We start from the raw sequence: 22,222 nt of genomic DNA, 5'->3' as shown, positions 1-22,222 counted from the left end.
CGATAGCGCGGTGGTCCCACCTGACCCCATGCCGAACTCAGAAGTGAAACGCCGTAGCGCCGATGGTAGTGTGGGGCTTCCCCATGTGAGAGTAGGGAACTGCCAGGCATCAAATAAAACAAGAAGCTCAGTCGAAAGACTGGGCTTTTTGTTTTGTCTGTTGTGTGTCGGTGAGGGGGGCTCTCTGGAGCAGGACAAATCCGCCGGGAGCGGATTTGCACGTTGCGACGCAATGGCCCGAGGGGGGCGGGCAGGACGCCTGCCATAAACGGCCGGGCATCAAACAAGTGGACAGTCGCTGTCGAAAGACAGGGGCTTTTTGCTGTGCGTATTTGGGGAAGACTGAAGTGTCAGGAGGACTAATCATGAATCTCTATATCCAAATTCGTAAAAATCAAATAACAGTACGTAATCTTCGATTGGCGCAACTGGTTTAGTAGCACGACTCTACTATTCATGCTCTGGAAATGAATGAAGGAGGGCTTTCTCATGTAGAGGAACGCATACTTCAGGAGATCACGGTCATGAGCTGTCGTAAATCTAGACTCATTGTCATTTCTAGCGCTGTTCCCCTGAGTGATTCTGACGCACTCAAACGTATTCAGCAGAAGTAGTACTGGTGGTGCATACTGAATCTCGTGAAACATTTTCACCTTATGCGTTGAGCGCTCGACATTAGTACGAAAACTCGCTATCTTCGGGCATCTGGATGTCTAAACGTTTAAACGTATGCTTTGAGGATATAAGGTTATGCCAATTCGGGTTCCTGATGAGTTACCAGCCGTCAATTTTCTGCGTAATGAGAACGTCTTTGTAATGACGTCCTCGCGTGCTAAAACGCAGGAAATTCGCCCCCTCAAAGTGCTGGTGCTGAACCTGATGCCTAAAAAGATTGAGACTGAAAACCAGTTTCTGCGCCTGTTATCCAATTCACCCCTACAGATTGATATCCAGCTGTTGCGTATCGATAGTCGTGAATCAAAGAATACGCCGGCTGAGCATTTGAATAATTTCTACTGCGATTTTGACGATATTCAGAACGACAATTTTGATGGCTTGATTGTGACTGGCGCACCACTGGGATTAGTCGATTTCTGCGATGTTGTTTATTGGCCACAGATCGCGCGTGTCATCGAGTGGGCAAAAGAGCATGTGACCTCCACATTATTCGTGTGTTGGGCTGTGCAGGCTGCTCTCAATATCCTCTACGGCATTCCAAAAATGACCCGTAAGGAAAAGCTATCTGGCGTTTATTCGCATCAAACGTTACAACCCCATGCGTTGTTGACCCGCGGTTTTGATGAAACGTTCCTGGCTCCACATTCTCGCTATGCGGATTTCCCGGCTGATGTGATTCGGCAGCATACAGATTTAGATATTCTGGTTGAATCGGAGCAGGCTGGCGCCTATCTGTTTGCCAGCAAAGATAAGCGTCTGGCGTTTGTTACCGGTCATCCAGAGTATGATGCCCTGACGCTAGCGGGAGAGTTTTTCCGTGATTATGACGCCGGATTGGATCCGGCTGTACCGGTTAACTATTTCCCTGACGACAACCCTGAACTGGCACCGAAAGCGAGCTGGCGTAGCCACGGTCATCTGCTTTTTGTTAACTGGCTGAATTATTATGTCTACCAGATTACGCCTTATGATTTACGTCGAATGAACCCTACGCTGGACTAAGCCATCTCCCTTCTTTTCTCTAAGGCACCTTTTAAGGTGCCTTTCTTTTTTGTGCTGAATCATTTCGTTTCTGCTGATGAGTGAAAGTCATTTCTTTTCTCTTTCTATTTTTATCTTCATTTTTATTAATAAGTTATGTTTAAAAAACCATAAAAATGGAAATTGTTTTTGATTTTGTTTTTTATTGTATTACGCTTAATTCTGTCGGCTAAGAAATGTACATACTGGTTTGCCGATTTGGCGGTTGTTGATGAATGAAGCGGAATCTGAAAAGGAACCACGAATGATGCAGCAGACGATAAACAGAGAATTGGCGTTTAGTCAGCGTTTTGGCGAAGGTGAGAAGCAAATTCTTACGGAGGAAGCGATTGATTTTTTAACGGAGCTGGTCGCGCATTTCACACCGGCACGTAATCAGTTGCTCGCCGAACGGCAGGTCCAGCAGCGTAATATCGATCAGGGTAAGCTACCTGATTTTATTTCAGAAACGGCTTCCATTCGTGATAGGGCGTGGACAATACGCGGTATTCCCGATGACCTTCAGGATCGTCGTGTTGAGATTACCGGCCCGGTCGAACGCAAGATGGTAATCAATGCATTGAATGCCAATGTGAAGGTTTTCATGGCGGACTTTGAGGATTCACTGTCGCCGGGATGGGAAAAGGTCATTGACGGGCAAATCAACTTACGTGATGCCGTACGCGGTACGATTTCCTATATCAATGAAACAGGAAAAATCTACCAGTTGAAACCCAATCCTGCCGTATTGATTTGCCGTGTGCGCGGTTTGCATCTGCCCGAAAAACATGTGTCCTGGCAGGGGGAAGCGATCCCCGGCAGCCTGTTCGACTTCGCGCTGTATTTTTTCCATAACTATCAGGAATTACTGAAGAAAGGTAGTGGCCCTTATTTCTATCTGCCAAAGACGCAGTCATGGCAGGAAGCGGCCTGGTGGAATGATGTTTTCTGCTATACCGAAGATCGTTTTGACCTGCCACGCGGGGCGATCAAAGCAACGGTGTTGATTGAAACGCTGCCTGCCGTTTTCCAGATGGACGAAATTCTCTACCACTTGCGCGATCATATCGTTGGGCTGAACTGCGGCCGCTGGGACTACATCTTCAGCTATATCAAAACATTAAAGAACCATGGCGATCGCGTTCTGCCTGACCGCCAGTCGGTGACGATGGAAAAACCCTTCCTTAGCGCTTACTCACGGCTGTTGATCAAAACCTGCCATCGCCGTGGTGCGTTCGCCATGGGGGGGATGGCGGCGTTCATCCCAAGTAAGGACGCGGAACGCAATAACTGGGTGTTGGATAAGGTATGTAAAGACAAAGAGCTGGAAGCTCACAATGGGCATGATGGCACCTGGGTGGCTCATCCGGGGCTGGCAGATGCCGTGATGGAGGTGTTCGATCGGGCGTTAGGTGGGCGTAAAAATCAGCTCGATATTCGCCGTGAACAGGATGCGCCTATTCGCGCTGAGGAATTGCTGGAGCCTTGTCCGGGCGAGCGCACGGAAGTGGGGATGCGCGCGAATATCCGTGTTGCGGTGCAGTACATCGAAGCATGGATATCCGGCAATGGCTGCGTCCCGATTTATGGGCTGATGGAGGATGCAGCGACGGCAGAAATCTCCCGTACCTCAATCTGGCAGTGGATTCGCCACGGCAAGACATTGAGCGATGGTCGCGTGATCACCAAGGCGCTGTTCCGCCAGATGCTGGCCGAAGAGATGTTTGTGATTCAGGAGGAGCTCGGTGATGCCCGCTTCAGTGGAGGGCGCTTTGATGACGCCGCCCGGCTGATGGAGCAAATCACCACGCAAGATGAGCTGATCGACTTCCTGACGTTACCCGGCTACGCACTGCTTGATTAATCCTGACTGATAATAAAAAGGAACCTCTGCTATGACCACCTCTCGTACTCAACAAGTCCAGCATATTGAAAAAGAGTGGAAAACCGCCCGCTGGGAAGGGATTACGCGCCCCTACAGCGCAGAAGATGTGATTAATCTACGGGGTTCGGTGAACCCGGAATGTACGCTCGCGCAGCTCGGTGCTGCGAAGCTGTGGAACCTGCTGCATGGTGACGCGCGCAAAGGCTATGTGAATTGCCTGGGCGCGCTGACGGGCGGACAGGCTTTACAGCAGGCGAAAGCGGGCATTGAGGCGATTTACCTTTCCGGCTGGCAGGTGGCGGCGGATGCCAATCTGGCATCTAGTATGTATCCCGATCAGTCGCTCTATCCAGCGAACTCTGTGCCCGCAGTCATTGAACGCATCAATAATACGTTTCGGCGTGCCGATCAGATCCAGTGGGCAAACCACATTGAGCCGGGCGACAAGCGCCATACCGACTACTTCCTGCCGATTGTGGCAGATGCGGAAGCGGGATTCGGCGGCGTGCTTAACGCGTTTGAGCTGATGAAATCGATGATTGAAGCGGGAGCCGCAGCGGTTCACTTTGAGGACCAACTGGCATCGGCGAAGAAATGCGGACACATGGGCGGTAAAGTGCTGGTTCCCACTCAGGAAGCGGTTCAGAAGCTGATTGCGGCGCGTCTGGCGGCGGATGTGTTGGGGGTGCCTACTTTACTGGTTGCGCGAACCGATGCGGATGCGGCGGATTTGCTGACGTCTGACTGTGATGAGTACGATCGTGACTTCATCACTGGCGAACGCACGGTAGAAGGATTCTATCGTACCCGTGCCGGGATTGAGCAGGCAATCAGTCGCGGTCTGGCTTACGCGCCTTATGCCGATCTGGTGTGGTGCGAAACGTCTACACCGGATTTATCGCTGGCGCGCCGTTTTGCTGAAGCTATCCACGCGAAGTTCCCCGGTAAGCTGCTGGCATACAACTGTTCACCTTCCTTTAACTGGAAGAAGAATCTGGATGACAGCACGATTGCGCGTTTTCAGGATGAGCTGTCGGCGATGGGTTACAAGTATCAGTTCATTACGCTGGCGGGTATCCACAGTATGTGGTTCAACATGTTTGACCTGGCGCATGCCTATGCGCAGGGTGAAGGGATGAGACACTACGTAGAAAAAGTACAGCAGCCTGAGTTTGAAGCGATTAAGGATGGCTATACCTTCTCATCACATCAGCAGGAGGTAGGAACCGGCTACTTCGATAAGGTGACAAACATCATTCAGGGAGGCGAGTCTTCGGTGACGGCGCTGACGGGATCGACGGAAGAACAGCAGTTCTGATCCTAACCCGGTCAGTGAACCGCTGGCCGGGTTTCATCTGGAGATCATGATGACGCGTGACCTTGAAAAGCTGGTGGCGCAGACGATCCTGCAAGGGTTTGATGCGCAATATGGACGTTTTCTCGAAGTGACGGCGGGGGCGCAGCAGCGCTTTGAACAGGCTGACTGGCCTGCCGTACAACAGGCAATGAAACAGCGTATTCATCTATACGATCACCACGTGGGCTTGGTGGTTGAACAGTTGCGCTGTATTACCGGTATCCGCTGTGATGACGCGGATTTTTTGGCGCGAGTGAAGCATATCTACACCCGCTTACTGCCGGACTACCCGCGCTTTGAGATTGCTGAGAGTTTCTTTAATTCCGTCTACTGTCGGCTGTTTAACCATCGGGAACTGACGCCGGATAAGCTATTTGTTTTCAGTTCTCAGCCTGAACAGCGTTTTCGTGAGATTCCCCGACCTATCGCCAAGACATTTATGCCAACCGACGGCTGGCAGAACATGTTGGAAAAGCTGCTGAGTGATGTGCCACTGCGGTTACCGTGGGAAGATTTGCCGCGTGATATTGGCTATATCGTTGCGTATTTACAGCGCACGTTTTCTGCGGAGCAGCTGGCTCAGGCGACATTACAGGTGGCTAACGAGCTGTTTTATCGCAACAAAGCGGCCTGGCTGGTGGGCAAGTTGTCGCTCCCTGACGGTATTGTTCCGTTCCTGTTGCCGATTCACCACAATGAGCGCGGTGCGCTATTTATTGATACCTGCTTAACCAGTCAGGCAGATGCTAGCATTGTGTTTGGTTTCGCCCGTTCTTACTTCATGGTGTATGCCCCGCTGCCGTCTGCGCTAGTGGCCTGGCTGCGGGATATTTTGCCGGGGAAGACGACGGCGGAGCTTTATTTGGCTATTGGCTGCCAGAAGCACAGTAAAACTGAGTATTACCGTGAATATTTGCACTACATTGCTGAATCAGAAGAGCAGTTCATCATCGCGCCCGGCGTGAAAGGGATGGTGATGTTGGTGTTTACGCTGCCTTCTTTCGATCGCGTCTTTAAGGTCATCAAAGATCGTTTTGCGCCGCAGAAAGAGGTGAGTGCGGAGCGGGTCATGGCGTGCTATCAACTGGTGAAAGAGCACGATCGCGTTGGGCGTATGGCGGATACGCAGGAATATGAAAACTTCGTCATCGATAAGCATCGCATTAGCCCGGAACTGCTGGACGAGCTTTGGCGTGAAGTGCCAGAGAAGTTGGAAGATCTGGGCGATCGGTTGGTGATCCGGCACTTGTACATGGAACGCCGGATGACGCCGCTGAATCTCTATCTGGAACAGGCAAATGCACAGCAGCTGCATGATGTGATTGAAGAGTATGGCAATGCTATCAAACAGCTGGCTGCGGCGAACATTTTCCCCGGCGACATGCTATTCAAGAATTTCGGCGTCACGCGTCATGGGCGGGTCGTGTTTTATGACTACGATGAAATTTGCTACATGACCGAGGTGAATTTCCGCAAAATACCGCCGCCGCGTTACCCGGAAGATGAGCTGGCCGCAGAACCGTGGTACAGCGTCGCGCCGAATGATGTGTTTCCCGAAGAGTTTCCCCATTTCCTGTGTAGCGACCACCACATTCGTACGCTGTTTGAGGAAATGCACGGCGATCTGTTTTGCGCGGATTACTGGCGAGCACTACAACAACGTATCAGGGAAGGGCACATTGAGGATGTTTACGCCTACCGACGCCGCAAGCGTTTTAGCCAGCGTGCTGAGCCGCTATACACCACAACTGAGAATGATTCAGGCCTTTGCCGTTATCCGGCGTAAAAAATTATGCTGAGGAGATAGCAGGCTTAGGATGAGCCGCATGGACGCGGCGAAAGCTTGCGCCACGTCAGGAACGTGTCGCAAGCGGTCCGTGAAGCCCGATACCGACGAAGGCACCGCGCAGCGGCATAATTCACGCCGAAAAGCCAGGGGTCACGGGGCGAGCGGCGTGTGAGCCGCCCCGTGTCGGGCGCGTGCTACGAAGTAGCATGAAAATAACGGTATTATCGCGCACGAAACGGCACCAAGATTGGCATAAAACATGTGACCAAAAGACCTTCCGTGTCATACACCTTATTCATAACCCGCTGTATTCCTGCATGACCTGCTTGGCGGCTTTGATCACCAGCGCGCCGAGTTCCGTGACGCGGTCGTCCGTGATACGTGATACAGGGCCGGAGATGGAAATGGCGGCAAAAGCTTCATGATGTTCATCCAGAATGCAGGCCGCGATACAGCGTAGCCCCAGCGCATGCTCTTCATCATCGAAGGAGTAGCCCTGCTTGCGAATCAGCGACAGGTTTTCCTTCAGGGTTTGTGGCGAACTGAAGGTGTGCGGCGTGTAGCCGTGCAGCCCTTTCTTGTGTAGCAACTGCGTGACCTGTGCATCGGGTAAATGCGCCAGAAAGGCTTTCCCGGCACCGGAAGCATGCATCGGCAGCTTACCGCCGATCGGTGCAGACATACGCATCAGCGCCGTACACTGCACCTGATCGATGATGATTGCTTGGCTGTCGGTCTGATCGAACACGGCCAGATTGACGGTTTCGCCCGAGTCTTCCATCAACTTGCGTACTATCGGATGCACAATCGCCAGCAGGTTGCGGCTTTGCAGAAAGCTGCTGCCGACGATAAAAGCGTGTGAGCCAATCGTCCACAGCCCCAGATCGCCAACTTGACGCACAAAGCCCTGCTGCTGCATGGTGGTGAGCAAACGGTGGGTCGTAGAATTCGGTAAACCGGCCTGCTGAGCGAGATCGGTTAGCGCTACGCTGCCGTTGGCTTTGGCGATATATTCAAGCAACGTCAGGCCACGGGTCAGCGATTGAACCTGCCCGGTTGGCTGTGCGGTAGCGCCCGTGCTGGAACGGGGTTTTTTCCCACGTTTGGCTGGCTCTGGTGGCGTCATGGCGTCGATTCCTTTTTATGGTAATGGAATTGATTTTCGTTTTTTTACCGCAGAATGCAACTCTTCTTTCTCTGTGTTTTTTATCGGCAAATGACCTGAAAAAGTCTCACGCTACACTGCGTTAGCCTGCTCATAACTTATGCTAGGATAGACACAACATATCGTATTTATTGGCCGGGGATGGGGTTCGCGTGAGTAATCGGGTAGACGAATTGCGGCGTCAGTTGGCGCAACGCATTATGGTGCTGGATGGTGGTATGGGAACCATGATCCAGGGTTATCGCCTGCAGGAAGCAGATTATCGCGGCGAGCGTTTTGCCGACTGGCCGAGCGATGTGAAGGGAAATAACGATCTGCTGGTGCTCACTAGGCCGCAGGTGATTAGCGAAATCCATGATGCCTATCTGGAAGCCGGGGCCGACATCCTCGAAACCAACACCTTCAACGCCACCACCATTGCGATGGCGGACTATGATATGCAATCGCTGTCGGCGGAAATGAATACCGTCGCCGCACAGCTCGCGCGTGCCAGTGCGGATAAATGGACGGCATTAACGCCGGATAAACCGCGTTATGTTGCCGGCGTACTCGGCCCGACTAACCGCACCGCCTCGATCTCTCCCGATGTTAACGATCCTGCGTTTCGCAACGTCAGTTTTGATCAACTGGTAGACGCGTATCGCGAATCGACACGCGCCTTGATCGCGGGCGGCGTCGATCTGATCATGATCGAAACCATTTTCGATACCTTGAATGCCAAAGCGGCGAGTTTTGCGGTTGAAAGTGAATTTGAGGCATTAGGGGTCACATTGCCGGTGATGATTTCCGGCACGATCACGGATGCGTCAGGGCGTACGCTATCCGGCCAGACAACAGAAGCATTTTATAACTCCTTACGCCATTCGCGCCCGCTCTCGTTCGGTCTGAACTGTGCGCTGGGGCCGGATGAACTGCGCCAGTATGTCGCCGAGCTGTCACGTATTTCAGAATGCTATGTGAGCGCGCACCCCAACGCAGGGCTGCCCAACGCCTTTGGGGAGTACGATTTAGATCCGACCGATATGGCGAAACATATCGGCGAATGGGCGCGATCCGGTTTTCTGAATATCGTCGGTGGTTGCTGCGGATCGACACCCGCGCATATTGCCGCGATGGCGAAAGTGGTGGAAGGCGTGCCGCCGCGTAAGCTGCCGGAGATCCCGGTCGCCTGCCGCTTATCCGGCCTGGAACCGTTGACTATCGATGCCAAGACCCTATTTGTTAACGTGGGGGAGCGGACGAACGTTACCGGTTCTGCGCGTTTTAAACGACTGATTAAAGAAGAAAAATATAACGAAGCGCTGGATGTCGCACGTCAGCAGGTGGAAAGCGGCGCGCAGATCATCGATATCAACATGGATGAAGGCATGCTGGATGCGGAAGCGGCGATGATCCGTTTCCTGAACCTCATTGCTGGCGAGCCGGATATTGCCCGTGTGCCGATCATGATTGATTCCTCAAAATGGGACGTGGTTGAGAAAGGGCTTAAATGTATTCAGGGCAAAGGGATTGTTAACTCGATCTCCATGAAGGAAGGCGTGGAGGCCTTTGTCCACCATGCCAAACTGGTACGGCGCTATGGTGCCGCCGTGGTGGTCATGGCCTTTGATGAAGTCGGTCAGGCGGACACCCGCGCACGTAAAATTGAAATCTGTCGCCGAGCCTACCGCATCCTGACGGAAGAAGTTGGTTTTCCACCGGAAGATATCATCTTCGATCCGAACATCTTCGCCGTGGCAACGGGGATCGACGAACACAACAACTACGCGGTGGATTTCATTGAGGCCTGTGCAGACATCAAGGCGCAACTGCCGCATGCGATGATCTCCGGCGGCGTGTCCAACGTTTCCTTCTCATTCCGTGGCAACGATCTGGTACGTGAAGCGATCCACGCCGTCTTCCTTTATCACGCGATCCGCAACGGCATGGACATGGGGATCGTGAATGCCGGTCAGTTGGCGATCTATGACGATCTCCCTGCGGAACTGCGCGAGGCGGTGGAGGATGTGATCCTGAACCGTCGCAGCGATGCCACCGAGCGCATGCTCGAGCTGGCGGAAAAATATCGCGGCAGCAAAACGGAAGATGAAGGCAGTAAAACGCAGGCGGAATGGCGCGGCTGGGATGTGAAGAAGCGGCTGGAATATTCGCTGGTGAAAGGCATTACCGAATTCATTGAGCTGGACACCGAAGAAGCGCGCCAGCAGGCCGCTCGGCCGATAGAGGTGATTGAAGGTCCGCTGATGGATGGCATGAACGTGGTCGGCGATCTGTTTGGCGCGGGGAAAATGTTTTTGCCGCAGGTGGTGAAATCTGCCCGTGTGATGAAGCAGGCAGTGGCCTATCTCGAACCCTATATTGAAGCCAGCAAGGCCAAAGGGACGTCAGCCGGGAAGATCCTGCTGGCGACGGTCAAAGGCGACGTTCACGACATCGGTAAGAATATCGTCGGCGTGGTGCTGCAATGTAACAACTACGAAATTATCGATCTGGGCGTGATGGTGCCGACGGATAAGATCCTGAAGACCGCGCGTGAAGAGAACGTCGATATCATCGGGTTGTCCGGGCTGATTACGCCGTCGCTGGATGAAATGGTCAACGTGGCGAAAGAGATGGAGCGTCAGGGCTTTACGCTGCCGCTGCTGATTGGCGGCGCGACGACGTCTAAAGCGCATACCGCCGTGAAGATTGAGCAGAACTACAGCGGCCCGACGGTCTATGTGCAGAATGCTTCCCGCTCTGTGGGGGTGGTGTCAGCGCTGCTGTCCAGTACGCAATATGACGACTTTGTGGCGCGTACCCGTAAAGAGTATGAAACCGTGCGTATTCAGCATGCGCGTAAAAAGCCGAGAACGCCGCCGGTGACGTTGGAAGCGGCGCGCGCTAATGCCTCTGATCTGGATTGGGAAAATTACACGCCGCCCGTTGCGCATCGTCTGGGCGTTCAGGAAGTGACGGCCAGCATTGAAACGCTGCGTAACTACATCGACTGGACGCCGTTCTTTATGACCTGGTCGCTGGCGGGGAAATATCCTCGCATTCTGGAAGATGAGGTGGTGGGAGAAGAAGCCAAGCGCCTGTTTTCCGATGCCAATGCGATGCTGGATGACCTATCCGCGCGCGGTGCGCTGAATCCTCGTGGCGTGGTGGGTTTATTCCCGGCGAACCGCGTTGGGGATGACGTGGTGATTTATACCGATGAACGGCGCGAAACGGTGCTGTCAGTCAGCCACCATCTGCGCCAGCAGACGCAGAAAACTGACTTCCCGAACTATTGCCTGTCCGACTTCGTGGCGCCGAAGTCCAGCGGTAAGCCAGATTATCTCGGTGCCTTTGCGGTAACTGGCGGTCTGGAAGAAGATACGTTGGCCGATCAATGGGAAGCTCAGCATGATGATTACAACAAGATCATGGTGAAGGCGATCTCTGACCGTCTGGCAGAAGCCTTTGCGGAATACCTGCATGAGCGTGTGCGCAAGGTGTACTGGGGCTATGCGCCGAATGAGAACCTCAGTAACGAGCTGCTGATTCGAGAAAACTATCAGGGTATTCGCCCTGCACCGGGCTATCCGGCGTGCCCGGATCACACGGAGAAAGTGCAAATCTGGCAGCTGCTGGATGTGGAAAAACATACCGGCATGAAGTTAACCGAGTCTTATGCCATGTGGCCGGGCGCGTCGGTATCCGGCTGGTACTTCAGCCACCCCGACAGCAAATACTTCGCCGTTGCGCAAATCCAGCACGATCAGGTAGAGGATTACGCGGTGCGTAAAGGGATGGATGTGAGTGAAGTGGAGCGCTGGCTGGCGCCGAATTTGGGCTATGACGCCGATTAAGATGCCAGTAAGAGAAATAATATCTGTGGGTTAACAAGTGTTGGTTTTCAACTGGCGTTAAAATTCTGCTGAGGTGGGCGTGGCCGCCGGGTGAGCCGCATGGACGCGGCGAAAGTCAGTGCCGCGTCGGGAACGCGTCACTGACGGCCCGAACAGCGACCACGAACGCCGAAGGCACCGCGTAGCGGCAGAATTCCGCCAAAAAGCCTGGGTTCTCAGGGCGGCGGCGATTGAGCGCCCTGAGTCGGGCGTGGTGCTGATGGCACAGAGAAATACTCGGCTTATCACGCACGAAACGTATGCTTTTTTGCATAGCTGTACTGGTTTCGTGATTGAGTCCATGAAATATCTTCCCCGTTGATGATCCTGTGTTACGCGAACACCATTTTAATGAGAATAGTTATCAGTCTTATTGATGCGCTCGCTACGCAATGATAAGGTGAATAACGATCTCTGTAGCGAATAGGTCGCTACGTCACGTCATTTCCGTTAACTGCAGGCCTGATTCTGGGCGTTAAACAGGATGAGGGTATCTTCTCGCTCATGCTCAAACGACTCTTTTCCATTGAGGATTTCTTCGATATCGGTGAACGTTACGGGATTGATTACCATTTCCCGCAGCTGTCGTCTTGCCGCGATCGCACGAAAGAAAAGCGTATCGTTGTGCAGGGGGATGTCGAAGAGATGACGCTGTCCTCCGGTATTTGTCTGACGAATTCCAATGTGCGCGTGTTGCAACCCTACGAATCGACGTCTTTGCACTGCTGTCCGTTTTATACGCTGGTGGTGCTGGAAGGGTGCGTCGCGCTGCGCCTGAGCGGTAAGGAGTTTGTTGTGCGAGCCGGCATGGCATTCAGCACTCGTCTGGGTGACCCGTTAGTCATGAACGCCAGCCACCTTGCGGATTGTCATCTTCGCACCGTCTCGCTGGGTATTTTTCCCGCCACGTTCGCTTTGGATCCGCTGTTGGGCTCGTTGCTGAACGAGTGGGAGCAGGGGGGAAACCCGACGTTTTTATGGCAGGTTCCCGGCCATGTGTTATCTGGGCTACAGCACGCGCTGGAAAACACCACGCCGGGGCTATCACGCCAGCTGATGTTGGAAGGCGTAATGCTACAGCTGTTGGGGCAAGGCCTGTCATTCGGGCAACGTGGCGGGGAACGGCGCGTATTGCCTCCGCCCGGTGAACAGGAGCGGCTGGAGAACGTCCGGCGACTGCTGGCGCAACAGCCTGAAAAAGAGTACACCCTTAATGAACTGGCACAGCTGGCTGCGATGAGCAGCAGCAGCCTGCGCACCAAGTTTCGTCAGGCGTATGGTCATTCGGTCTTTGACTATTTGCGCGACTGTCGGTTGGAACTGGCTCGCCGCTATCTGGTACAGGGCTACAGCGTTCAACAGGCGGCCTGGATGTCGGGCTACCAGCATGCGACCAACTTTGCCACGGCTTTCCGGCGGCGTTACGGTATGGCGCCGAGCGATGCGCGCATGGTCAGCTAGCGCTTCCCTTCATCACTCTCCTGAACCTTATTTATGTCAGAGGCTGCCTGCCTGACGCTTTCTCACTGAGTTCCCGTTTTGTTATTGCGCATACGCACGCTGTCACTGCGCATAGCTATCGCAAGACTAAAAACGGTAATAATTCTTATTTACAATAATAAGGTCTGTGGAGATTCCCATGTTCAGAAAAACGCGGCTGGCGCTGGTGGTCGGCTGTTTCACCAGTGGATTTACTGTGTCGGTACTGGCGCAGGATACGCCATCCTCTTCTTCTCAGGGAGATACGCTGGTTGTGACGTCTCAAACGCAACGCGGGGCGACCAAACTGGAAACGCCCGATATCGAGACTCCTCAGGCCGTTTCTATCATTACGCGCGATCAGATTCAGGAGCAGGGCGCGACCAGCGTTCGGCAGGCGGTCGGCTATACGCCGGGTGTGTATAACAACCAGATCGGCGCGTCCAACCGCTTTGACTACATGGTACTGCGCGGCTTTTCCGACGGTAGTCTGGATAACGTCTATCTCGACGGACTGAAGATGATGGGGGATACCAACTCCCATAGTTCGCTGGTTATCGATCCCTGGTTCCTCGACAGCATTGAAGTGGTCAGAGGCCCGGCGTCCGTACTCTACGGGCGTTCTTCTCCGGGTGGGATTGTGGCGCTGAATTCCCGCCAGCCATCCTTCGATCGCAGCGGACAGATCAAACTGTTCGCAGGCAACAATGCACAACGTGGCGCGGCGTTTGATGTTACCGGACCGCTGGATGATGACGAGCGTTTTGCGTTCCGTCTGGGGGGAATGGTCCGTGAAGCGGATACCCAATTTGGGCCGCTGAAAGAAGAACGCTATGCGATTGCGCCTAGCCTGCTGTGGCGGATTTCCGACAAGACGCGTCTGGAATTGATGGCTTACCTACAACGCGATCCAGAAGGCGGCAGTCACTCGGGTTTGCCGTATGACGGTACGGTGGTGGCGCACAACGGGCGGAAAATCTCGAACACCTTCTATGAAGGGGAAGAGAATTATGAGAAATACGACCGTAAGCAAAACATGGTGGGATACAACTTCGAACATGGCTTCGATAGCGGCTGGGCGGTGCGCCAAAAACTGCGTTATCTGCGTACCAAGGTGCATTTGGATCAGGTGTACGCCTATGGCTGGACGCAGCCGAGCGCCGATACGCTGACCCGTTATTACTCGGGTTCCCGCGAGTCACTGTCTGCGTTAACGCTAGATAACCAGCTCGATGGCAGCGTGGATACCGGTGCGGTAAACCACCGTCTGCTGGTGGGGCTCGACTATCAGCAGCGTAATAATAATATGGACTGGCCTTCGGGTACCTTCCCGGAGATTAATGCGTTTAATCCCGTTTACGGTTCTGGACCAACGACCCTGTCCGGCACGCAGGAAAAACATAAGCTGCAACAGACAGGCATCTATGTACAGGATCAAATGAGCTGGGAGCGCTGGCGCCTAACGCTGGGCGGTCGTCACGACCAGGTAAAAGTGACCCATGTTAACCATACCAAGGGGACACACAGCGAGTTGGATAAAAACAACTTTAGCTCGCGTGCCGCATTGCTCTACCTGTTTGATAGCGGATTTGCACCTTATGTCAGCTATTCCACGGCCTTTACGCCGACCAGCTTCGCCGATGATAACGGCAACGTACTGGAGCCTATGAAGGGCAAGCAGTGGGAAGCCGGGATGAAATATCAGCCTGAAGGTTCTCAGGATCAGTACAGTCTGTCGGTATTCCGTATTAATCAGAAGAACGTGGCGACAAAAGTTCAGCCTAATGACCCTTACCGTTCCGTGGGGGAAATTGAATCGGAAGGGGTGGAACTGGAGGCCGTGAGCCATATTACGGATAATCTGCGTCTGCAAGCGGCTTATACCTATACGGATATTCGCTATAAGAAAAGCAGTGTGGCTGAGCAAGGAAAGCGTGCGGTGTACGCGCCGCGCAATCAGGCCAGCGCCTGGGCCAGCTATGATGTCAAAAGCGGTCCGCTGGACGGCCTGACGATTGGTTCCGGCGTGCGTTACGTGAACGGTGTGACCTCCGATCGTGCCAATACCCACACGCTGCCGTCTTATACGCTGGTGGATCTGGCGGTGGGATACGATCTCTCGAAGGTGGGTCTGAAAGGGGTGAGTGCGCAGCTTAATGTGAACAACCTGACCGATAAACGCTATGTCTCCGCCTGTAACTCGCTGGAGTTCTGTTACTTCGGTGCCGAACGCAGCGTAGTCGGCAGCGTCTCTTACTCGTTCTGATGCCTTCGCCGTCCTGCCTTAACGGGCAGGACGGTAACGTGTATGAAAATTTATATCCATAAATCTTCTATTCTCCCTCCATATTTGAATACATGAGATCATCATATTCCTGATAGCGAATAGCGATAATATTCTACTACTGCATATCTATTTCAGCTATTTTCCTCAACTAATTAGATGTCGTTCTGATTCATTGAATGAAATAAATAATCGTGAATTTATATTTCCTGTATTTATATTGTTTAAGGGTAATTAATATAATTGTACTTGTCTTGATATGTGGCAATACGTGGTATTTATATCAGATGAACTGGACATTTTAACAACTAAAAATAATACTTCTGTGGCGTGTTATATTCGGTGATGTTACCGAACGTCATATTCATTAATTGATCGATTAATCGATGCATTGATCATTAATGGAGTGGTGTAGCGCCTGTTACCCCTGAAAATAATTTCACTACTTATTATTTAAAACGCTATTTACATAGCACATGTGAGGCATAGCAATGGAATTGAATAATAAAAATAGACGATTTTTCTTTATTAGCTCTGCGAAACGAATCATTGGAACCGTCGGGTTATTATCGTTAGCGAATATCCCGTTCTATACGAGGGCGAATGACGTCGTGGATAAGGCAAAGGGCGTGGGGATAAAGACGTGCCCGCTTACGACCGAACAAATTGTCGGGCCTTATTTTGTTGATTATAAAATACTACGGCGTGATATTACCGAATCTCAATCCGGCATCCCGCTGCTGCTGAAGATAAAAGTGATCGACGGTGTGTCGTGTGAACCCGTGGAGAACATCCTGGTTGATATCTGGCACTGTAACGCCAGAGGGAAATACTCAGGGTGGAGCTTTATTAGTCCTGATAAAGAAGCGGCAACAGATGATGTCGGAACCGTTAATAGAACAGATAGCACCAGTTTCTTTCGTGGCATACAGCCAACGGACCAGCATGGCGTGGTGAGGTTCACGACGATATTCCCTGGGTTCTATGCCGGCAGGGCGACACATATTCATGTTGCGATAAGGCGGCCAAGTAAAAATCCTCTGGAAAAAGAGCACTTTGCTTTTGTTGGGCAGTTATATTTCCCAGAGGATCTTTGTCGTGTGGTTTATAATAACGAACCCTATAGTCCAAGGGATATCACGCGCGTGACCAATAATGAAGATGAATATTTTACCAAGATGAATGGGGCGCAATCGCTACTTACGGTAAATAAAGTCAATGAAGGTGACTTCAATGATGGGTTTACGGGAGAAATCATTCTCTCTATTGATAAGAATGCCACCTCTACCTATCTCACCCAGCGTGATTTATACAAGCACACGGTTTCACAAGAGTAGCAACGATGTGGGGGCAGCGGTGCTGCCCCTTTTTTATCCCACCGTGTCAGCGGCACATAGCCTTAATACAGGCCAATCACCTTCCACCACAGCAGACCGGCACTCATAAAGATCGCCTGATTGACCAGACTGACGACGAAGCCGGTGCGCCACCAGATGGCGGTGGGCACGTAGCCCGCGCCGAACAGAATGGGGCCGCGCGCGTGGGTATATTGCGTCAGTGAACAGTACAGGCTGCTGGTAAATGCCAGCATGAATGCCATCGGCACCGCTGGAATATTCAGGTTGATCCCGACACCGAGGAACACCGCAAAAAGCGCGGCGATCTGCGCGTTGCCGCTGGCGAAGAAATAGTGAGTGTAGAAATAGGCTGCATTCAGCAGCAACAGCACCAATACCCAGCTGGTTCCCTGCATCAGGTGGCCGATGTTGCTGCCGATGAGATCGCCAAACCAGTTCGTGAAGCCGAGCTTTTTCAACTGATTCGCCATCATCAGCAGGGCGGCGAACCAAATCAACGTATCCCAGGCGCCTTTCTCGCTCTTCACGTCTTCCCAGCTCAGTACGCCGGTTAACAGCAGGAAAGACAGCCCAACGAACGAGGCCGTTGTGGCGTCCACGCCTAAGCGGTCGCCAAAAATCCACAGTACCAGCAGCAGGATGACGGTAAATGCCATCAGCCATTCACCGCGGCTCATATTGCCCATTTTTGCCAGTTCGGCGACGGCCAGTTTTGGCGCATCCGGCGTATGACGAATTTCCGGCTTGGTCAGCCAGTAGACGAGCAGGGGGACAACGGCCAGAGAAATCAAGCAGGGCACAAGCGCCGCCAGAAACCAGCTTCCCCAGGTGATGGTTACCCCCGCGTTGGCCGCCAGTTTTACCGCCAGCAGATTGCCAGTGTAGGCGGTCATAAACAGCGCCGCCGTCACGTCGTTAACGTTACCAATGCAGGTAATCAGGAAAGTACCAATCTTACCGCGTGAAGCATCTTCCGGTTTGGAATCGAAGCTGCGCGATAGCGAATCGGCAATCGGATAAATAATCCCACCGCAGCGTGCGGTGTTGCTCGGCATCGCGGGAGAAAGCACCAGATCGGCAAAGGCCAGCCCGTAAGCCAGACCCAGCGTGCGTTTCCCAAGCAGGCGGATCATCTGCAAGGCGATGCGGCGGCCCAGACCCGTTTTGATAAATCCACGGGCAATCATGAATGCGACAACAATCAGCCAGATCAGCGAGCTGTTCAGGTCGCTGAGTGCGGTCTGTATCGCGCCGCTGGGCGTTTTATCCCCTGCGGCATACGTCAGCGCAAAGAGCGTGATACTGATAATACCGATAGCCCCAATTGGGAGAACATTCGCGACAATACACACGATCGTTGCGACGAAAATGACGGCGGAGTGCCAGGCGGCAGGGCTTAGGCCGGTTGGGGGTTCCATTCGCCAAAAAAAGGCGGCGATGGCAAGAATCACGATCAGCGGGAGCCAGTTCAGTCCATACGAGGTTTTCGTCTTCATCCATTTTCCTTACTAAAAATCCAGAAGGATTACAGGGCACACGCGACTACACGCAATGTGCTAAATGTTAAGCATGCTTAAAGTTCTATATGCATATAACCCATAAGAGTTATAGGGATAAAAAGAGCATAGCGCTAACCGGGGAATGCGTGAGGCAAAATTATGGGCTTATTGATTTGGATTCTGTTTTTTAAATATTGTCAGTTAATTAATTTTTATCAGTAATTGACTACTGAACGATTTTGCTCTGGCGCGGGCTGCCTCGCAGTACGGCCTGCTAACATCTGGTAAGATGGCAGCTCATTACGTCATCAACAGATCGTATTTCATCAACACATGTTTAGCTGGAGGCGCGGACTTTTTGTTAACACTGCTGAATCTCCTTTCTGCGATTGCGTTACTGGTGTGGGGCACTCACATTGTCCGTACCGGTATCATGCGGGTTTATGGCACCCAGTTACGGCGGGTTCTCAGCGACAGCGTTGAGAAAAAACCGTTGGCTTTTATGGCCGGTATTGGCGTTACTGCGCTGGTACAGAGCAGCAATGCGACCGCGTTGCTGACGACCTCGTTTGTCTCACAGGGACTGGTGGCGCTAACGCCTGCGCTGGTGATTATTCTCGGGGCAGATGTCGGGACGGCACTGATGGTGCGAATTCTGACGTTCGACCTGTCCTGGCTTTCTCCGCTGCTGATTTTTCTTGGCGTGATATTTTTCCTCAGCCGCAAGCAGACGCGGGTTGGGCAGATTGGCCGCGTGGCGATCGGGCTCGGGCTGATTCTGCTGGCGCTGGAAATGATTGTCGTGGCTGCGGCCCCGATCACGCAGACGTCGGGCGTGAAGGTGCTGTTTTCCTCGTTGACGGGTGACGTCATGCTGGACGCGCTGGTAGGCGCGCTGTTCGCGGTGATTACCTATTCCAGTCTGGCAGCGGTGCTGCTGACGGCAACGTTGACGGCAAGCGGTGTGATTTCGCTGGAAGTGGCGATGTGTCTGGTCATTGGTGCCAATCTGGGGAGCGGATTGCTGACGATGATGAGCACCTCGACGCAGAATGCGGAGGGGCGACGCGTGGCGCTCGGTAGCATGCTGTTCAAGCTGATTGGCTGTCTGGCTGTGTTGCCGCTGGTTGAGCCGCTTTCGCGTTGGCTGACGCGTATTCCGCTGGGGGCCGAAGAGCTGGTGATCTACTTCCACCTGTTCTACAACCTGATTCGTTGCCTGCTGCTGATTCCGCTGACCGGCGTGGTAGCGCGCCTGTCCTGTATGATGATTGCAGACTCACCGCAGGTCGAACTCCAGATGAAACCGCGCCATTTGGACACCAGTTCGCTGGACACGCCAGCGCTGGCGCTGACCAACGCTGCGCGGGAAACGCTGCGAATTGGCGATGTGCTGGAACAGATGCTGCGGTTGTACCGCGAAGTGTTGCAGGGCGACCATATGCAACGCCGGGAGATTCGCCGGCTTGATGATGATGTCGATATTCTTTACACCGCGATTAAGCTCTATCTGGCGCAGATTCAGAAAGACGGGTTGGATGAGCGGGATTCCCGGCGCTGGGCTGAAGTGATCGAGGTGGCGCTGAATCTGGAGCAGGCGGGAGATATTATCGAGCGCATGGCAGACGACATCGCCAATCATTCCTCCGGCGTACGCATGGCGTTTTCTGCACAGGGACTGGAAGAGTTGAACCATTTGCATGAACAGCTGCTGGCGAATTTGCGTTTGGGGCTGTCGGTTTTCCTGTCGGAGGATATCACCAGCGCGAAACGCCTGCGTCGTGCCAAACACCGCTTCCGCATTATGAACCGTCGTTATGCGCACGCGCACGTCGATCGCTTACATCAGCACAACGTACAGAGTCTGGAAACCAGTTCGCTCCATCTGAGCTTACTGGGAGACATGAACCGCCTGAACTCACTGTTCTGTGCGGTAGCGTATAACGTATTGATTGTACAGCAGGATGGGGAAGAAGAACGCGAGGAGTCACCGCTGACGCTGTGATCCTTTGGAGGGAGCCTCTTAGTTATACTTTATGCAGATTAAGAGGTAGTTTCGTGCGCGATAGTGCCGCCATTTTCATGCTACTTCATAGCACGCGCCCGACACGGGACGGCTCACACGCCGCTCGCCCCGTGACCCCTGGCTTTTCGGCGGGAATTATGCCGCTGACGCGGTACCTTCGTCGATATCCGGCTTAACGGACCGCTTGCGACACGCTCCCGGCGTGGCGCAAGCTTTCGCCGCGTCCATGCGGCTCATCCTAAGCCCGCTATCTCCTCAGCATAATTTTTTACGCCGGATAACGTCAAAATCCGCAATATCTCTGTATGTGTGTATAAGAGACAGACCAAATACAGAGTGCGAACTTACTCGAATAGGCTGCGGTGCAGCGTCTGTACCACCCGCTCGGCGTCGTCACCCGGTACCAGGAAGCACAGGTTGTTGCTGCTGGCGCCGTAGCAGATCAGGCGAATGCGGAAAGGTTCCAGTACGCCAAACACTTCTTTCCCGACGCCACAGGCCTGAGACAGCTTGTTGCCGATCAGCGCGACCAGTGACAGGTTCTCTTCAACCTCGACACGACACAGCGATGACAGCTCGGTCAGCAAGGCGCTGGAGAGCAGGCTGTCGCCCGTGGAGGTGGAGCCAGTTGTGTCGAGCGTCAGTGCGACGTTGACTTCTGACGTGGTGATCAGGTCAACGGAGATGTTGTGACGTGCCAGAATACTGAACACTTCGGCCAGGAAGCCGCGTGCGTGCAGCATGTTCAGGCTATACAGCGTGAGCAGCGTTTGTTTACGACGTAGCGCCAGCGCGCGGAATAGCGGCGGGTTTTCGGTTTTATTGCACACCAGCGTACCGCCCGCGGCGGGATCTTTGCTGGAGCCGACAAACACCGGAATATCGCTACGCACCGCAGGCAGCAGCGTGGCTGGGTGCAGGACTTTCGCGCCAAATGTCGCCATTTCGGCCGCTTCTTCAAACATGATTTGGTCGATGCGTTTTGCTGTCGGCACCACGCGTGGGTCGGTGGTGTAAATGCCGGGCACATCGGTCCAGATATCAATCCGGCTGACGTTGAGGGCTTCGCCCAGCAGCGCCGCGGTATAATCGCTACCGCCACGGCCCAGCGTAGTCGTACGGCCTTTCGCCTCACTGCCGATGAAACCCTGTGTGATCACCAGACCTTGCTCAAGACGCGGCTGCAACTGGCTGCGAGTCAGTTCGCCCAGCACGTCGCAGTCCGGCTGCGCACGGCCAAAGTTATCGTCGGTGCGCATGATTTTGCGCACATCGAACCACTCTGCCACGACCTCGCGCTGGCGCAGAATTTCGACAAACAGCAGGGTGGACATCAGTTCGCCGTGGCTGACCAGTTCATCGGTCAGCGCGTTGGACGTCGCGAGCGCTGCCGCTTCAGACAGGGTGGTGACGCTGTCCAGCATGCGGTCAATTTCATCGCGAATAACGCTTTGGTTGGTCAGCCTATCGATGATGGCGTATTGAATTTGGCGGATTTTCGCCAGATGCTCGGCGCGAATTTCCGGTGTCTGGCCTTCGGCGAGCGCAACCAGTAAATTGGTGATACCTGCCGACGCCGACAGTACCACAACTCGTACATTTGGATTCGATAACACCACATCGGCGCTGCGATTCATGGCGTCAAAGTCCGCCACGCTGGTGCCGCCAAATTTGGCAATAACGGTAGAATTCGCGTTTGCGGAGACTTCAGTTACAGACATGTCAAAAAACCTCGTGTCAGGGGGGTAGGCTGTTTTCAGTAAACAGCATTCCATTAATCAGCCTTGGCACAGGGGGAGAGCAGAAG

13 protein-coding genes and 1 rRNA gene are annotated in these 22,222 nt (G+C 53.3%); 10 read left to right on the top strand and 4 right to left on the bottom strand.

What is annotated here, in order from left to right:
- The 5 genes from rrf to aceK all read left to right on the top strand — a co-directional run.
- Positions 1-108, top strand: a 5S ribosomal RNA gene (rrf, locus tag R9X49_RS17145); the annotation flags it as partial.
- A gap of 642 nt (positions 109-750) precedes the next feature.
- Positions 751-1,680 (top strand): homoserine O-acetyltransferase MetA, encoded by a 930-nt coding sequence (gene metA, locus R9X49_RS17135; RefSeq protein ID WP_319849538.1) that lies wholly within the window; start codon positions 751-753, stop codon positions 1,678-1,680.
- 283 nt (positions 1,681-1,963) lie between these two features.
- Complete coding sequence (aceB, locus tag R9X49_RS17130; protein ID WP_319849536.1) at positions 1,964-3,562, top strand: malate synthase A; 1,599 nt, start codon at positions 1,964-1,966, stop codon at positions 3,560-3,562.
- A 31-nt stretch (positions 3,563-3,593) separates the two neighbouring features.
- Positions 3,594-4,901, top strand: coding sequence for an isocitrate lyase (aceA, locus tag R9X49_RS17125; RefSeq protein ID WP_263058149.1), 1,308 nt, complete (start codon positions 3,594-3,596; stop codon positions 4,899-4,901).
- Between the two features lie 49 nt (positions 4,902-4,950).
- Positions 4,951-6,726, top strand: a complete 1,776-nt coding sequence (gene aceK, locus R9X49_RS17120) for a bifunctional isocitrate dehydrogenase kinase/phosphatase (protein ID WP_319849574.1) — start codon at positions 4,951-4,953, stop codon at positions 6,724-6,726.
- A 298-nt stretch (positions 6,727-7,024) separates the two neighbouring features.
- On the opposite strand, the gene iclR is transcribed toward aceK, so the two are convergent.
- Positions 7,025-7,855 (bottom strand): glyoxylate bypass operon transcriptional repressor IclR, encoded by an 831-nt coding sequence (gene iclR, locus R9X49_RS17115; protein WP_319849534.1) that lies wholly within the window; start codon positions 7,853-7,855, stop codon positions 7,025-7,027.
- A gap of 191 nt (positions 7,856-8,046) precedes the next feature.
- Between iclR and metH the strand changes: the two genes are divergently transcribed.
- Entirely contained in the window at positions 8,047-11,730 is a 3,684-nt protein-coding gene (gene metH, locus R9X49_RS17110) for a methionine synthase (protein WP_319849533.1), read from the top strand.
- Positions 11,731-11,845: 115 nt separating this feature from the next.
- Here metH and R9X49_RS17105 read toward each other — a convergent pair whose 3' ends face one another.
- Positions 11,846-12,043 carry a hypothetical protein gene (locus R9X49_RS17105; RefSeq protein WP_319849532.1) on the bottom strand — a complete coding sequence of 66 codons (198 nt, stop codon included), beginning with the start codon at positions 12,041-12,043 and terminating at the stop codon, positions 11,846-11,848.
- Positions 12,044-12,273: 230 nt separating this feature from the next.
- Between R9X49_RS17105 and R9X49_RS17100 the strand changes: the two genes are divergently transcribed.
- From R9X49_RS17100 to R9X49_RS17090, 3 genes are all read left to right on the top strand, one after another.
- Positions 12,274-13,230, top strand: coding sequence for an AraC family transcriptional regulator (locus tag R9X49_RS17100; RefSeq protein WP_319849531.1), 957 nt, complete (start codon positions 12,274-12,276; stop codon positions 13,228-13,230).
- 178 nt (positions 13,231-13,408) lie between these two features.
- Complete coding sequence (gene foxA / locus R9X49_RS17095) at positions 13,409-15,514, top strand: ferrioxamine B receptor FoxA (RefSeq protein WP_319849530.1); 2,106 nt, start codon at positions 13,409-13,411, stop codon at positions 15,512-15,514.
- Positions 15,515-16,023: 509 nt separating this feature from the next.
- Complete coding sequence (locus R9X49_RS17090; RefSeq protein WP_319849528.1) at positions 16,024-16,869, top strand: intradiol ring-cleavage dioxygenase; 846 nt, start codon at positions 16,024-16,026, stop codon at positions 16,867-16,869.
- A gap of 62 nt (positions 16,870-16,931) precedes the next feature.
- On the opposite strand, the gene R9X49_RS17085 is transcribed toward R9X49_RS17090, so the two are convergent.
- Positions 16,932-18,386 (bottom strand): DASS family sodium-coupled anion symporter, encoded by a 1,455-nt coding sequence (locus tag R9X49_RS17085; protein ID WP_319849527.1) that lies wholly within the window; start codon positions 18,384-18,386, stop codon positions 16,932-16,934.
- 361 nt (positions 18,387-18,747) lie between these two features.
- Here R9X49_RS17085 and R9X49_RS17080 point away from each other — a divergent pair, with 361 nt between their 5' ends.
- Complete coding sequence (locus R9X49_RS17080; RefSeq protein ID WP_319849525.1) at positions 18,748-20,394, top strand: Na/Pi cotransporter family protein; 1,647 nt, start codon at positions 18,748-18,750, stop codon at positions 20,392-20,394.
- Between the two features lie 365 nt (positions 20,395-20,759).
- Here R9X49_RS17080 and lysC read toward each other — a convergent pair whose 3' ends face one another.
- Positions 20,760-22,136, bottom strand: coding sequence for a lysine-sensitive aspartokinase 3 (gene lysC / locus R9X49_RS17075; RefSeq protein WP_319849523.1), 1,377 nt, complete (start codon positions 22,134-22,136; stop codon positions 20,760-20,762).
- Positions 22,137-22,222 lie beyond the last annotated feature (86 nt).

It is taken from the genome of Pectobacterium carotovorum (assembly GCF_033898505.1).
GTDB classification, from domain to species: Bacteria; Pseudomonadota; Gammaproteobacteria; order Enterobacterales; family Enterobacteriaceae; genus Pectobacterium; species Pectobacterium carotovorum_J.
The sequence above is the reverse complement of the archived record's forward strand: the minus strand, read 5'-3'. Positions and strand labels throughout refer to the sequence as shown.